Raw genomic sequence first — 13,354 nt, 5'->3', positions numbered from 1 at the left:
TATTCATGGTATCATTATCGCACTACCCACTAGGATTCACATAGAGCCTTCTTTTTAAGGTGTCTCTGGTAGATTCTCAGCAAATTAAACCCAGTCCCTCTCTGGTCTTTTCACACAACTAGCAGGAGCTCTCGCCCTCGGTTAATAAAGCCTACACTGGTCTTTTAAGGACAGAAAATTCTCGTGTCGACGGCTCGATCCCGCCCTTGGGCACCATTTCTGAAGCCAATTTTAAAGGCCTGCTGTGGAATTCTCTCCAGACCTTTTTTGTGCCTGACAGATTCTCCTGTCGATCTCTGGTCGAGGTGAGGTAAAAAGACTACTGTCACTATTGGCGAGCCTGATTATTGCAAACCTTAAGCATCAATTAGACTGGCATAGTCTCAATCAGGTTACCACTCCTCTTGAGTCCGATAGAAGTATTGTTTGTTAACCTCTTGTTCAGCTTCAAGCCAGTCATCTATCTCATGACCAGAAGCAAAACCTCTTTTTTCGGCTTTGTAATACGCACGCACCGCAATCATTCTTCGAAACTTATCTAGATGATTTATGTCATCTTTATAACTACTTTGTAGCAGATAGTCGGTTGTCATTTTCTACTCCTAAATTAATTGGGCCTGATTAATCCAACTTTACTTATTTCTTGTTATAACAGCATTTAGCTTAGAACACAGCAATTTGACCAACTTAATTAGCTGACATATAAAAGAACCAAACCAGCTTAACCCCATTTTTATGCTTTTTCATTGATGCCATGCAGCAATTAATTTCCGACATTCTGTTCGCCATTGGCACTCGGAATCTTCACAAATCTCAGTATATCCAGATTGAAAGCTAAGGACGTTGACGTGACGCATTTTTAATTTCACGTGTTAATCAGCGTCAGTCTATCAGCCAATAAATTTATAAGATGATTTAAAAACAATAAAGTATGAATTAGTACTGGTAAAACTAGACGATGTTTTTAAAATAAACTGGCAAAATTTTGATGCTGATTGACAGGCATGAGTATAGTGTGAAGTTAATTTTCAATAATTGAATTACAACCTCACAACATAGAAAACACAAAGTCATAAGTCATTGTTTTGTATTAGAATGAAATATGGTACGGAACATGCTGATAGAAAAAATAAGGTTTCGAAGATTAATGATCCGTAACACGATGACTCGCTGGTTTAATATTTCTTCGCCCCCTTGAAACATTATTTATTATGAAATGAGGTTCCAATATGAGCACTGAAAAACCCCCTTTAGACCCGCACCCATTAAGTGAATATGTCGCCTGGGCTGGAAACCGTAACCGCCAGCCTATCCTCGGTGTATTAAAGGAAAAATTACCTAAAGATTCAGGCCGCGTGCTGGAAATGGCCTGCGGAAGTGGTATGCATGTCAATTTCTTTGCGCCACATTTTGAACATTTGCATTTTCATCCTTCAGATAAAGATATTGAGGTTTTTGACAATATTAAAAACCTAAGCACTGAACATGGAAATGACAATATCGCTGATCCAATACACCTGGATTTATCCAATCCGGAAACCTGGTTTAATACAGATATGAAAGGGAAATTTGCTTCCATTTTCTGCATCAATATTTTTCAGGTTGCCCCTATTTCCATTGCTGATGGCATGATGGAGTGCGCTGAGCACCTGCTTAATAACGACGGTTTTTTTATTAATTTACGGACCTTTTCAAGTCGAAGGTAAATTTAGTACCGATTCTAACCAGGAATTTCACAATACTATAAGTTCTGCAGGAGTCCCTGAGTGGGGCTTAAAAGATGTTGCTGATTTAAAATCTGCAGCTGCAAAACATGGACTAGAATTAAAAGAACAAATCGATATGCCGGCAAATAATTTCTCTCTTATTTTCGGAAAAATTTAGTTACACCACATCAAATAACAATACGGGATTTTTAATTATGTCAAAAACATTCAATGAAGTTTTACTCGCAAACCATGAATACAGTAATGATTTTAATAAAGGCGATCTGCCTATGCCTCCAGGCCCCATATTAACATACATGGATGCCAGGCTTGATCCTGCTATATATATGCGGCTTAGCTGAAGGTGATGCGCACGTTATTCGCAATGCGGGGGCCGTGCCAGCGATGATGCGACTTTCTCTTTAGTCATTTCATACAAATTGCTGGGCACCCGTGAATGGTTTGTTATTCACCACGCTGGCTGAGACATGGAAACTTTCACCAACGCCAACGATATCATGAACGAACTACTGGATAGCAGCTTAAAGACATCATCAGTTGATGCTGGTGGCTGGCACGACAGTTGTGATGGTCCGGACATACCATCATTGATGGTGACCGTGCCACTAAACAATTTCCAGACTATTACCCAGCTAATGGTAAGGAGGGTTTGTTGAATTTAGAGGCTATAGCAGAAACTAACTGAGCTATTCATAGCCAACACTCTAGTGCCTGGACCCATGAATTAGATCTCAGACCTTTTAAAGAACCTTTTTAGGTAATAACAATGAGTGAAGCAAAAAAATGGAAATTACAAGGCAGTTATTTGAAACCTGTAACTGTGAAACGGCTTGTCCTTGCGTATGGTTACAGGCACCCACTGAAGGTGACTGCAAATTATTGGTCGCATGGCATATAGAAAGCGGCTACCTTGAAAATCAAACACTGAATAATCTTAATGTCGCACTGGCCTGTTATGCGCCTGATAATATGAAAAAGGGTAATTGGCAGGCGGCTTTATATATAGACGAACAAGCAGATGACGTTCAGTTTGAAGCGATTACTCAAATTTTCAGTGGCCAGCAAGGAGGTCATTTAGCTATTCTTATGAGCTTTGTGAGCGATGTATTAGGTATTAAAAAAGTTAAAATTGATTATCAGGAAGACGGAAATAAACGCTTTATGTCTATTCCCGGCATTGCCCAGGCTGAAATAGAAGGAATTCAGGGTATTACCGGTGCTGAGTCGAGTATTAGCAACCCACCTCTATGCGTCGTCAGTAGCCACCCTTCTACAGTTGCTAAATCCAGACAATATCAGTATCAGGATTTTGATAAGAACTGGCAGTTTAGTGATCGTAACGGCTATTATTCTGATTTTATTTATCAGCCATGAATACTGTAAGTTCTCTGCCTGTTCCCAAAGTTCTTATCCTGCTCATTGCCATTGCCCTATCTGCTTGGAGCCTGCTTATTTATCAGCACTGGCAAATGCGCACTTTACCAATGTCACAAATGTGGATGCCTCCCAACACAGCCTGGCAGTGGCAAATCAGTGATTTTGTCATAGTTTATATTATGTGGGCAGCCATGATGCTACCTTCTGCACTACCGATGATTCAAGCCTTCAGTAACGTCTGTCAGCAACGTTATGGGAGTGACACGCCCTTTAGCTACCTTTTCAGCCTGGCCTATTTGCTGGTCTGGTTTGTATTTAGCATTGTATTAACATTACTGCAATGGCAATTACAGAGTATGCAGTGGCTTTCCGGCATGATGGATAATACCAATATATAACAAATAGTTTCCCGATTAGACGCAATGTGTACCATTGTAAAATGCAACTGTAAAATTAGGAATAACTAGGGTCAGAGTAAAGTTAAATCCTGTTCTTAGTCTTTCGCCAACCAATGGGTCGACCGCCTGTCTCAGGTACTAACCTCCTTCCTGTAAGCGTAGTCATTTGCTGCTTAAAGTAATCATTACCAATTGCCATCACCTTGTTTGTATTTGATCTAATTTCAGAACACCTGATCTCAGCATAATAAAATCAAAGCCTTATGGAAATTATCAAGATAATATAGTGAGACCATACTGCACAGTTTCATGCATCAAAACCAAGTTACATAATGTACCAATCACCCCGTCATACCCGCAGGGAAGCGGGTATCCAGTGCCATGGATGGCATCGTTCACATCCATGTGACTGAAATAACTAGGGTCAGAGTAAAGTTAAATTCTGTTCTTAGCCTTTCGCCAGCCAATAGGTCGACCGCCTGTATCAAGTACTAACCTCCTTCCTGTAAGCGTAGTCATTTGCTGCTTAAAGTAATCATTACCAATTACCATCCCCTTGTTTGTATTTGATCTAATCTCTTCCAGAAGAATATCATCCACATGATGAGAAAACAATGCTCGGTAGCTTTTCAGCCGATCATACTCTGTCTTGCCTAAGCTCAAATACTCTGGGTGTGGTGTGCATAAATCAGAGGACTTCCCCAATGCATTAATCTGGTAACTTGACCAAGAGTATTCAGCTGGATCAGTCACCATGCCTGCTCTCACTGGGTTGAGTTCTATGTATCGATAAACTTCCAGCAGGTACTGCTCTTCCTCAAAACCATAACAGGCCTGGCGGTTATTTCCTCGCTGTACAAGATCCACTGGCACACCTGCTGGCGTGATTCTCCGGAGTCAAGCCATTAATTTCCTTCTGAAATAAGTTTTTTGATTCTTAGGGATAAATTTATCACATTTAACTTTACTCTGACCCCAGTTATGCTCTTCCTCAAAACCATAACAGGCCTGGCGGTTATTTCCTCGCTGTACAAGATCCACTGGCACACCTGCTGGCGTGATTCTGGGGAGTCGAGCCATTAATTTACTTCTGAAAAAAGTTTTTTGATTCTTAGGGTAAGTTTATCATATTTAACTTTACTCTGACCCCCGTTATATGGGTGTGGTGTGCATAAATCAGAGGACTTCCCCATTGCATTAATCTGGTAACTTGGCCAAGAGTATTCAGCAGAACCAGTCACCATGCCTGCTCTCACTGGGTTGAGTTCTATGTATCGAAGACTTCCAGCAGGTACTGCTCTGCCTCAGAACCATAACAGCCCTGGCGATTTTTTCCTCGCTGTACAAGATGCACTGGCACACCTGCTGGCGTGATTCTCGGGAGTCAAGCCATTAATTTCCTTCTGAAATAAGTTTTTTGATTCTTAGGGGTAAGGGAGATGGAAACACACATCATCCAAGATTGCTGGTCTTTTTGTCCGTCTTCTACGTTGTAGTAACAGTTGCGTAGCCAGCTATACGCCTGTTACTACGCCTTGAATACGAACAAAAATCCTGCCCAATAGTGGACGTTTATTTATTTCCAGCTCCATAAGTTTATCACATTTAACTTTACTCTGACTCCAGTTATGTGACCCCAGTTATGCGTGCCGCACGAAGTATATCCTTCCATTTGCACCGAGACGCCTAGCTGTAAAGAGTATTCAGGCTAAACAAAATAAAAAGCAGCGCCCATTAAGCCTCCGAAAAAACCACCCCAGACAACTAACCAACCTAAATGCTCACGGATAATTTTCTGTACCATTTCTTTAACCAGCTCAGGGGTTAATTCAGCAAGGCGCTTATCAATCACTGTTTCAATTTTGCTAATAATATCTTCACCAATTTGATGTGCATTTAAGCCTTGTTTTAATGCTGCTTTAAATTTATCTGACTCAACCATTTCCGTCAAAGTCACTTGTATTTTTGCAGTAAAAGGCTCTTTTAAAGGAATTAATGCCTCTTCCCCTCCCATCATCTGTAACATGGCTCCAAAAGAAGATTCCATAATAGAAGAAATTAAACCTTCAAAAATCCGGTCATAATCTACTGCCGCTAATAAAGGCTCAAGATTTAATACTTTGTCTCCTTGCTGCTCTTCAGTTTCAATAAATTGCTCAACATTTTCCACAGTAAAAAACTGGTGCATCATTAAATCTTTAATCGAGTCTTTAAACTCCTCAAAACGATTGGGAATAATACCCGAACCATATAATAAAGGTACTTTTTCAAATAGCATATGAATTGCTATCCAGTTTGTCAGCGCACCAGATAAGGCAAAAAAACCAATGGTTTTAATCAGCTCACCATAGACAGGTGAAAAGTACCCTGCAGCGATAATTAAAGCCGCAAGAAAGTTTGTGATAAAGCTTTTATTAAATATTTTCTTCATTGATGTTTAAATTTAGTAAAAATATGGGAAATAAATAAGATGGAGGTTTGCGTTTAATTGATGCTAGCTAGCAATAAATTCAGGTCCATATTGAATATCAAACACGGTGTACCTTGTCTCCTGAAACTCATTGCGGATCATCACCTGATCATCAAATGTTTTTTTCAATAAGGCTCTAGCCAATGGAGAGTCAAGGCTGATATAGCATTTATTCATTTCAAACTCATCTGCACCCACGATACGGTACAACAACCCTTCCCCTTTATCATTCTCTAACAGTACCCAGGCAGAAAAGAATACTCTATCTTGATCCGCAGGCGTTTCAGAAATAATATTAAGAGATGGCATTCGTTTCTGTAAAAAATGAATACGACTATCGATACCACGTAGTTCTTTTTTTCGGTAGATGTACTCAGCATTTTCCGAACGGTCACCTTCAGCTGCTGCCGCAGATAATGCAGTAACCACATCCTTACGTTTATGCCATAAACCTTTCAATTCATTCTCTAAACGTTGGTAACCAGCAGGAGTAATATAGGGGGATGATTTGGGTCGGGGTGCTTTCCAGCGTGCCATATAAGCATTTAAATAAGGTGGTTTTGAATGGAACTGATGTCATACAACTTTCAGTCATTAAAATAAAACTTGAAACAGCTTTATGTTAGAAGCTCGTCATTCCTCTGGATACCCAGTATAGCTAAGGAATGAGGATTTAATAAAATTCGAAAGTATCAAATCGGGATATAAATGTAGCCTGCGTAATACAGAATGAACAGAGACTCCTATTTCCCGTATTCCGCCCGCTTCATACGGGCTACTATTTAGTTTCGGATATTAATTAATTTTGATTCCTAAGACAGACTTTTATCGATAAGCTGGCTTCTTGCTTAAAACTGTGCCCTGTAACAAGCTGTATGTTACAAGGCTATTACCCTAGAGGGGTTTTTATTTAGTTACCTCAAATGGCTTGACGCGATGTCGGAATGCCTTGTATTTTATCTACGCAAAAAGACGCTTCGAGAAAACACCCGGCCCTATCGCTATCACGGACTAAAAATCTTCACTTCGCTTAAGCTCCGTTTCCAGGATTTTCAGCGAATGTAGCCTGCGTAATACAGAATGAACAGAGACTCCTATTTCCCGCATTCCGCCCGCTTCATACGGGCTACTATTTAGTTTCGGATATTAATTAATTTTGATTCCTAAGACAGACTTTTATCGATAAGCTGCCTTCTTGCTTAAAACTGTGCCCTGTAACAAGCTGTATGTTACAAGGCTATATACTTCGTTCTTTATGCTGCTTATTTCTTTGCTTTGCCAAATAGTTTTTTAAATGCCCCTGGCACTTTAAAATTTGATGCTCCATAATCTGGTTCAGCTACATCTGTTTCAGCTTCACGAACTGTCAGATCATCAGTAGTAAAGATTTCAATTTTTTGCTCTGCTTCTGGAACATTTAATTCTTCAACTGTAAATGCTTCAATCTTTTGTTCAGGCTCTAACTCAGGTACTAGCGCAGTCTTAAGCTTTGGCTTTTTAACTTTTCCCATTAAATTTCTGAATTTCCCAGACACCTTTAAGTTAGGTTCAGTTTTAATTTCATTTGTAGCAGGAGCTGTCAAACCTTCATTCGCTGATAGTTCAACTTTTTTCTCAGGCTCTGGCTCTGTTTTAACATTCGATTTTTTAACTTTCCCCAGCAAATTCTTGAATTTTCCAGCAACATTCAAACTGGATTTAGCATAATCTGGTTCAATATTTTCTATCTCTGACTCAGACTGTTTAACCTCATTTTCTGCTAGTGTACTGAAGGTAGGTTCAGCGATATCCAGAAGATCTTGTACTTCCTTATTCTGTGGCTTTGGTGGTACTACTACCTCAGGCTCGACAAGTTGCTCAGGTTTGTCAATTTGTTCAATAACACTTTCTAGTTCTGTGACTGGCTCGATAGCTTCACTTGCTATATCATTAACATTCGTATCACTCACATTTTCGACTGCGCTGAATTCAACAATTTGCTGCTCAACAATTTTTTCAGGCTGTATCCCTTCTTGTTGTACGCCCTCTTCCGGATTATTTTTTTCTTGCGTATCAAGCTCAAGAGATGGTGGGCGACTTTGCACTGCATTAATAAGCTGAGTAAAGTCAAGCTGGTGCTTTTCCAGAGTATTACTTAATTGTTGTTGTACTTCTTTTTGCTGTTGCTTCTGAACAAGCTTTTGCATTTCAATTGCTTGCTCTAACTGAACAAACTGTTTGGTTTGCGTATCTAGTGAACTCTGTAGATTAGAAATCACAGAATCCTTTTCACTCACTTGAGCAATTTCTTTCTGGTGCACAGCCTGAAGGGTCTCTTTTTCTTGTTGTGCAAGGTTCACTTTATCAGTTAATTGCTGAATAATATTATCTTGCTGTTGCCAGATAAATTCATCTTTCATTTCTTTGCTTACGCCAACAAGTTGCTCACTTAAATCAAATCTGCTTGCAATAGATCGAATATTTTCGACAATTCTCTGGTTGCGCTGCACAACTTTATCCTGAATTTCTGTCGCTAACTGCTTATCTTTAGCCATTTGTTCAGCGCCAGCAGCCAGCTTTTCTTGCTGTTCCTTTGCTTGTTGTTCAGCAGTCAACAACTTGCTTTGCACTTCTAGGTGCAACTGCCCTTCAGCTTTCTGCTTCTTTTTTAACAACAGAATTTTAAAATTATAAATAATAGCGGCTAATACCCAGGTAACTACCACCAGGACACCTACAAATAGGGGGTTATCCAAAACGAATAAATACCAGTCAGCAAGAAGTTGTTGTATTTCAGATAAGTTTGTTGGCATAGGTTTCATCTCTTGTAAAAGTATCCTAGAGGACTGAGGATACCTAATGTTCAAATATTTTAAGACAAAAAAGCGTAAAATTCTCAGACTTTTTCCTTCATATTCTCCAGTTTAAATAGATCACTCATGTCTATTTAAACTAAAATACGGACTAAGGTCGGCTCTACGCTAGTCCACTTGTTCAATTTAGTATATTATCAATCCAAGCAACGCTTGCCAATTAAAAAAATAATTATCTTAATGACTTAGTACATAAAAGGGTGAAATATAACAACTGCACAAAACATTACTCAACTAATCGGTAACACTTCACTGGTAAAATTAAATCATATCGTAGAAGAAAATTCTGCTGATGTCTGGATCAAAATTGAAGCTGGCAACCCTGGCGGATCAGTAAAAGATCGTATCGGTCTAGCGATGATTACTGCTGCTGAAGCATCATTGAACCGACATCAGGGAATACTGGTATTGCCCTGGCAATGGTTGCCGCTGCACGCGGATATCATTGTATCTTAACCATGCCGGAAACAATGTCAGTGGAGCGTAGACAATTATTGGCTTTATATGGTGCAGAAATCGTTTTAACTCCAGGCCCCGAGGGTATGAATGGCGCTATTAATAAAGCCACGAAAATACTTGCACAAACAGATAATGGCTTTATGCCGCAACAATTTGAAAATCCTGCCAACCCAGAAGTTCACCGCCTAACGACTGCCCAGGAAATCTGGTCAGCAACCAATGGAAAAATTTCGGGGAGTCGCTATTTTTGCGAAAGCTTGTTTTGGGGGTTCTGTCGCATAAAGTTCACTTCTCCGCGTTACCTGCTATCATGAGTCACAATTCGAATAAAATAAGGTTCATATGCTTAGTTTTAAATGGCGTCATTTTGAAAAATAAATCATTCTCCTAAATGTCAGATGGTACTTGGCTTATCCACTCAGTTATCGCAATCTTGAGGAAATAGCTGAAGAACGAGGCTATCATGTTGACCACAGCACCCTTAATCGGTGGGTGATAAATTATGCACCTGAATTAGAGAAAGAATTTCATAAAAAGAAGCGTCCTGTTAATCGGCGGTGGCGGATGGACGAAACCTATATTAAAGTCAAAGGAGAGTGGAAATATTTTTATCGTGCCGTTGATAAAGAAGGCAATACCATTGACTTCTTACTCACCGCAAAGCGTGATACGAAAGCAGCCAAGCGCTTTTTTAAGAAAGCCATTAAGAGAAATGGCCGTCCTGAATTGGTCAATATTGATAAGAGTGGTTCCAATAAAGCAGCGCTTAATAGCATCAACAAGGAAGACTCAGATGCCCCTAAAGTGGAACCCATTGTAATCCGTCAATGTAAATATTTGAATAATATTATCGAACAAGATCATAGGAACATTAAACGAATAACTCGCCCTATGTTGGGTTTTAAAAACTTCCATAGCGCCCAAAAAACATTAGCAGGTATTGAGATAATGAAAATGATCAAAAAAGGACAAATGTTCGGAGGGGATGGTTTGTCTCCTGCAGGACAGTTTTATTCATTAGCTGCATAAAGGTCGGTTATGACCAATCTTTACCGTCATAATAAGTTCTTGCGACAGCAAGAATAATGGAGTATGTACTTATTTTCTTGTTTATGCTTTTCACTTTATGGCTGGGTAGTAAAATCGTTGAAAAAGCGGGCTACCCTAAACTTTTTGTTTTATGCCTGTTAATTCCAATCCTGAATGTTGCTATGATATGGTTCTTTGCTTTCAGCAAATGGCCTAATTTAAAAGCTGATATCGATCAAATAACTTAATCACTGTTCAATTATTAACCAAACAATCTCCATATTACACTCCCTCTATGTCAAAAAAAACCAGAGCTAGTAGCAGAGCAACAGCACATACCGCTAGTTACAATAAGGCCACCGAAGAGTCGTACCAACTGACGAGCGCGCCCATTTTAGATCAGCGCTTTCGCAATCTTCCGCAAGATGTACAAGATGAATTTAACAAGCTGTCTAAAATAGCAGAAGTTAATGGAGCTGAAGTTATCCCACGCTTGCTAGAATTAAAACAGCAATATCCTCTGCCACTAATTTATAGTTGTTTAGCAATTGCATATGGGCGAGTAGATCCGGAAAAGCAAAAACAGATTATTACCGAGAATTATCAGAAAAACCCCAAAAATATATTTTCTCGCTGTAATTATGCGCGTTTATGTTTAGCTGAAAATGAGCCTGATGAGATTCCCCAAATCTTTGAAAATCATTTTGAGTTAAAAAACCTTTACCCGAAAAGAAATCAGTTTCATTACACTGAGTACACAGGCCTGACATCTGTCATTTGTGAGTATTATATTCAGAAAAAACAAACTGAACAGGCTAAAGAATTGTTTGCTAAATTACAGGAAATATCACCCGACTCAGGTGACACACAACACATAAAAAAACTGTTAGAGCCAGGTTTTTTTCAACGTATCTGGGGGAAATTGTTTGCTTGATGTAAAAAAGGAACAGTTCTTTATTCTGCTGTATGACATGCTGACCAAAGAGCAGTGCCCCAAGGTCTAACACTGCTTACTTAAGAAATAATACTAAAATAAACAACAACTTATAATCGTAGACTGGGTTAGCTTATCAAGCGAAGCACAGATAACGTAACCCAGTATTTCAATATAAATCAGCGTGTTGTTGGGTTACGTTTTTTTACTTTGTAAAAACTCTAACCCAACCTACGCCTTATCTTATTGAAATTTAATCAATAAATTCTTAAGGTGATTGTCGGAAAATAATATACCAGATACGCAGGATTTTTGTTCATCTTCAAAGCCTGCCCCGTACTTGATACGGGGGCGCGATTACAGGCGCATAATTGCGCTATGTAACTGTAGTCGCAACGCCAAAGAAGGGCAAAAAGACAAGTAAGCTGGTATGTTCTTTGAAAGAAACCACCTAAGTAAGCAGCATTACCCACAGGGTCTATAGGTTTATTCCTAAGTAAGGCTTAACCTACTCCCCTAGCCAGTCTTGCAAAGCAATGATAATCTCTCTAGCCTGCTTTTCACTGGAGATATTGAATTTTGATTTTTGCTGATACTCGCCATCCCGTTTTTGATAGCGGCGAATAGTAAACTTATCAGGGCTATATTCTTCTTTGCTCCTGTTCCAGTCTTGATAACGGTAAATCACGGTCGCCCATGCACCTTTGGTCAATACCTTTTTATCTAATTCTTTAACGGTTTCTATACCGCCATCTTCATAAGTGACTGTTAGCTCTTCTACTGTCTCTGCCATTTTTAATTTCTCTTTATTATATTGTGTTCAGGCACTTGAATATTTAAAAAAACACCTGTTTGCATGGACCTTTTATAAAGGCAGAATAGATACCTGCCTTTTACAAATCCATTATTTAACAGCTGTTAAGCCTTTTAAACTAGTGAAATAAGCAGCGATATCCTTGACCTCGTCAGCAGATAAGCCTTGTACCATCGATTGCATTAATGCATTTTTACGCTTACCTGACTGGTACTCTTGCATTGCTCTTTCCATATAGTTTGCATGCTGACCTGCTAATCTTGGGTTGCTGGCACCCGTGTTAGTATCATCATTATGACAAGCCATACAAGCCGCTGCTAACTGCTTACCATTCTTTGCATCACCACCATTTGCGATAGCTCTTGCTGAGCCATTTGTCTCAGTTGCTAAATAAGCAGCGATATCTTCTATTCTTTGCTCAGACAAATCATAAGTATTTGCCATCATTGTACGATGTGGGCGATTTGATGTTTTGTACGCTTTTAATGCGGCCACTGTATAAGCAGCAACTTGCCCACCTACTTTAGGCACATAATAGGTCGGGTAGACATTACTAGCACCTGGTGAAGTATGACATCCTCTGCAGGTTTCAAAAGCATCTTTTCCTGCTTCAACATTTACTGCTTGTGCAGTAACCTGAATGCTTGATATTGAGGCCAGAGCTAAAGCCAATACTGTTGCTTTTTTATTCATAAATATTACTATTTCCTGAAGTTAATAATAAAACTATTTTACTTAAAACAGAGACTTATTAATAGTTTATTTCAAATGCATAAGCCCATATACAAGCATACTCCCTTTCATATCCACTACTAGTGTTAAAAAAATCACAAAAACTCAGTAGTTTTGTGAGGAGATATATTAAATTCAGCAAATAATTTCAGAAGATATTCTTTTTCATACTGCTGAATTCTCTCCCGGATACCATAAGGGTAGCGAACAACACAAGCCGCAGAAATATCAAGACAATACCCAAGTATGTCCATTTTACGATAGTCTGAAACACCTTTTTCCAGGGCGATAATAGAATGCCCGCCGCCCGATAAACCAAAAGAAGTAAAACGGGGACGAATAAAACGCAGTAAGGCGAGAAACTTACTTGAAAGGCTTATTGATTTTGAAGAGGATGTGTTGCGCTTCATGACAATCGCCTACGTGCCATTTACCAATAATGCTGCTGAAAATTCGATTCGGATGACTAAAGTTCAACAGAAAATATCGGGTTGCTTTCGCTTATTATCGCAGTCAGCTTCATTACCGATTATTACTAGAATTGATGATTTTGCAGGTAAAA

The 13,354-nt window shown here is 39.2% G+C and carries 12 protein-coding genes and 5 pseudogenes; 8 read left to right on the top strand and 9 right to left on the bottom strand.

Going from position 1 to position 13,354, the window contains the following annotated elements:
* Nucleotides 1-392 precede the first annotated feature (392 nt).
* A complete protein-coding gene (locus CDZ78_RS15630; protein WP_087870832.1) occupies nucleotides 393-593 on the bottom strand; it encodes a DUF2934 domain-containing protein in 201 nt (66 codons plus the stop codon).
* 636 nt (nucleotides 594-1,229) lie between these two features.
* Here CDZ78_RS15630 and CDZ78_RS15625 point away from each other — a divergent pair.
* The 4 genes and pseudogenes from CDZ78_RS15625 to CDZ78_RS15605 all read left to right on the top strand — a co-directional run bounded on the left by CDZ78_RS15625 (nucleotide 1,230) and on the right by CDZ78_RS15605 (nucleotide 3,502).
* Nucleotides 1,230-1,884, top strand: a pseudogene (locus CDZ78_RS15625) (DUF938 domain-containing protein).
* A gap of 37 nt (nucleotides 1,885-1,921) precedes the next feature.
* A pseudogene (locus CDZ78_RS15620) lies at nucleotides 1,922-2,302 on the top strand (carbonic anhydrase); the annotation flags it as partial.
* 208 nt (nucleotides 2,303-2,510) lie between these two features.
* Nucleotides 2,511-3,101, top strand: coding sequence for a DUF1326 domain-containing protein (locus tag CDZ78_RS15610; protein WP_140414110.1), 591 nt, complete (start codon nucleotides 2,511-2,513; stop codon nucleotides 3,099-3,101).
* Nucleotides 3,098-3,502 (top strand): copper chaperone, encoded by a 405-nt coding sequence (locus CDZ78_RS15605; RefSeq protein ID WP_087870831.1) that lies wholly within the window; start codon nucleotides 3,098-3,100, stop codon nucleotides 3,500-3,502. The genes CDZ78_RS15610 and CDZ78_RS15605 overlap by 4 nt, the downstream gene beginning before the upstream one ends.
* Before the next feature lie 435 nt (nucleotides 3,503-3,937).
* Here the strand turns inward: CDZ78_RS15605 and CDZ78_RS15600 are convergent, their stop codons facing one another.
* From CDZ78_RS15600 to CDZ78_RS15585, 6 genes and pseudogenes are all read right to left on the bottom strand, one after another.
* On the bottom strand, nucleotides 3,938-4,369 hold the full coding sequence (locus CDZ78_RS15600) for a hypothetical protein (protein WP_307190508.1): 432 nt from the start codon (nucleotides 4,367-4,369) through the stop codon (nucleotides 3,938-3,940).
* A 30-nt stretch (nucleotides 4,370-4,399) separates the two neighbouring features.
* The gene (locus CDZ78_RS22155) at nucleotides 4,400-4,582 is read right to left on the bottom strand and encodes a hypothetical protein (protein ID WP_167374336.1); all 183 of its coding nucleotides are present in this window, start codon (nucleotides 4,580-4,582) and stop codon (nucleotides 4,400-4,402) included.
* Nucleotides 4,583-4,659: 77 nt separating this feature from the next.
* A pseudogene (locus tag CDZ78_RS24355) lies at nucleotides 4,660-4,808 on the bottom strand (transposase); the annotation flags it as partial.
* Between the two features lie 402 nt (nucleotides 4,809-5,210).
* Nucleotides 5,211-5,933: a DUF445 family protein gene (locus CDZ78_RS15595; protein ID WP_087870830.1), complete on the bottom strand. Its 723-nt coding sequence runs from the start codon at nucleotides 5,931-5,933 to the stop codon at nucleotides 5,211-5,213.
* Nucleotides 5,934-5,996: 63 nt separating this feature from the next.
* Nucleotides 5,997-6,509, bottom strand: a complete 513-nt coding sequence (gene greB / locus CDZ78_RS15590; RefSeq protein ID WP_087870829.1) for a transcription elongation factor GreB — start codon at nucleotides 6,507-6,509, stop codon at nucleotides 5,997-5,999.
* Between the two features lie 725 nt (nucleotides 6,510-7,234).
* On the bottom strand, nucleotides 7,235-8,764 hold the full coding sequence (locus CDZ78_RS15585; RefSeq protein WP_140414109.1) for a hypothetical protein: 1,530 nt from the start codon (nucleotides 8,762-8,764) through the stop codon (nucleotides 7,235-7,237).
* A gap of 267 nt (nucleotides 8,765-9,031) precedes the next feature.
* Here CDZ78_RS15585 and CDZ78_RS15580 point away from each other — a divergent pair.
* From CDZ78_RS15580 to CDZ78_RS15565, 3 genes and pseudogenes are all read left to right on the top strand, one after another.
* Nucleotides 9,032-9,507 (top strand): annotated as a pseudogene (locus CDZ78_RS15580) (PLP-dependent cysteine synthase family protein); the annotation flags it as partial.
* Between the two features lie 154 nt (nucleotides 9,508-9,661).
* Complete coding sequence (locus CDZ78_RS15575; protein WP_244559272.1) at nucleotides 9,662-10,312, top strand: IS6 family transposase; 651 nt, start codon at nucleotides 9,662-9,664, stop codon at nucleotides 10,310-10,312.
* 295 nt (nucleotides 10,313-10,607) lie between these two features.
* A complete protein-coding gene (locus CDZ78_RS15565; RefSeq protein ID WP_087870826.1) occupies nucleotides 10,608-11,246 on the top strand; it encodes a hypothetical protein in 639 nt (212 codons plus the stop codon).
* Nucleotides 11,247-11,754: 508 nt separating this feature from the next.
* Here CDZ78_RS15565 and CDZ78_RS15560 read toward each other — a convergent pair.
* Both CDZ78_RS15560 and CDZ78_RS15555 read right to left on the bottom strand, forming a co-directional pair.
* Nucleotides 11,755-12,039: a hypothetical protein gene (locus CDZ78_RS15560; protein ID WP_087870825.1), complete on the bottom strand. Its 285-nt coding sequence runs from the start codon at nucleotides 12,037-12,039 to the stop codon at nucleotides 11,755-11,757.
* A gap of 111 nt (nucleotides 12,040-12,150) precedes the next feature.
* Nucleotides 12,151-12,753, bottom strand: coding sequence for a c-type cytochrome (locus CDZ78_RS15555; protein WP_087870824.1), 603 nt, complete (start codon nucleotides 12,751-12,753; stop codon nucleotides 12,151-12,153).
* A gap of 324 nt (nucleotides 12,754-13,077) precedes the next feature.
* Between CDZ78_RS15555 and CDZ78_RS15550 the strand changes: the two are divergent.
* Nucleotides 13,078-13,354 (top strand): annotated as a pseudogene (locus tag CDZ78_RS15550) (IS66 family transposase); the annotation flags it as partial.

This window comes from Bathymodiolus platifrons methanotrophic gill symbiont (genome assembly GCF_002189065.1).
In the GTDB taxonomy this organism is placed as follows: Bacteria; Pseudomonadota; Gammaproteobacteria; order Methylococcales; family Methylomonadaceae; genus Methyloprofundus.
This window is presented reverse-complemented; position numbering and strand designations above follow the sequence as displayed.

Coding starts and splice junctions, on each gene's coding strand:
- CDZ78_RS15630 (WP_087870832.1), bottom strand. CDS start 593: ATGACAACCGACTATCTGCTACAAAGTAGTTATAAAGATGACATAAAT.
- CDZ78_RS15610 (WP_140414110.1), top strand. CDS start 2,511: ATGGAAATTACAAGGCAGTTATTTGAAACCTGTAACTGTGAAACGGCT.
- CDZ78_RS15605 (WP_087870831.1), top strand. CDS start 3,098: ATGAATACTGTAAGTTCTCTGCCTGTTCCCAAAGTTCTTATCCTGCTC.
- CDZ78_RS22155 (WP_167374336.1), bottom strand. CDS start 4,582: ATGGCTCGACTCCCCAGAATCACGCCAGCAGGTGTGCCAGTGGATCTT.
- CDZ78_RS15595 (WP_087870830.1), bottom strand. CDS start 5,933: ATGAAGAAAATATTTAATAAAAGCTTTATCACAAACTTTCTTGCGGCT.
- greB (WP_087870829.1), bottom strand. CDS start 6,509: ATGGCACGCTGGAAAGCACCCCGACCCAAATCATCCCCCTATATTACT.
- CDZ78_RS15585 (WP_140414109.1), bottom strand. CDS start 8,764: ATGCCAACAAACTTATCTGAAATACAACAACTTCTTGCTGACTGGTAT.
- CDZ78_RS15565 (WP_087870826.1), top strand. CDS start 10,608: ATGTCAAAAAAAACCAGAGCTAGTAGCAGAGCAACAGCACATACCGCT.
- CDZ78_RS15560 (WP_087870825.1), bottom strand. CDS start 12,039: ATGGCAGAGACAGTAGAAGAGCTAACAGTCACTTATGAAGATGGCGGT.
- CDZ78_RS15555 (WP_087870824.1), bottom strand. CDS start 12,753: ATGAATAAAAAAGCAACAGTATTGGCTTTAGCTCTGGCCTCAATATCA.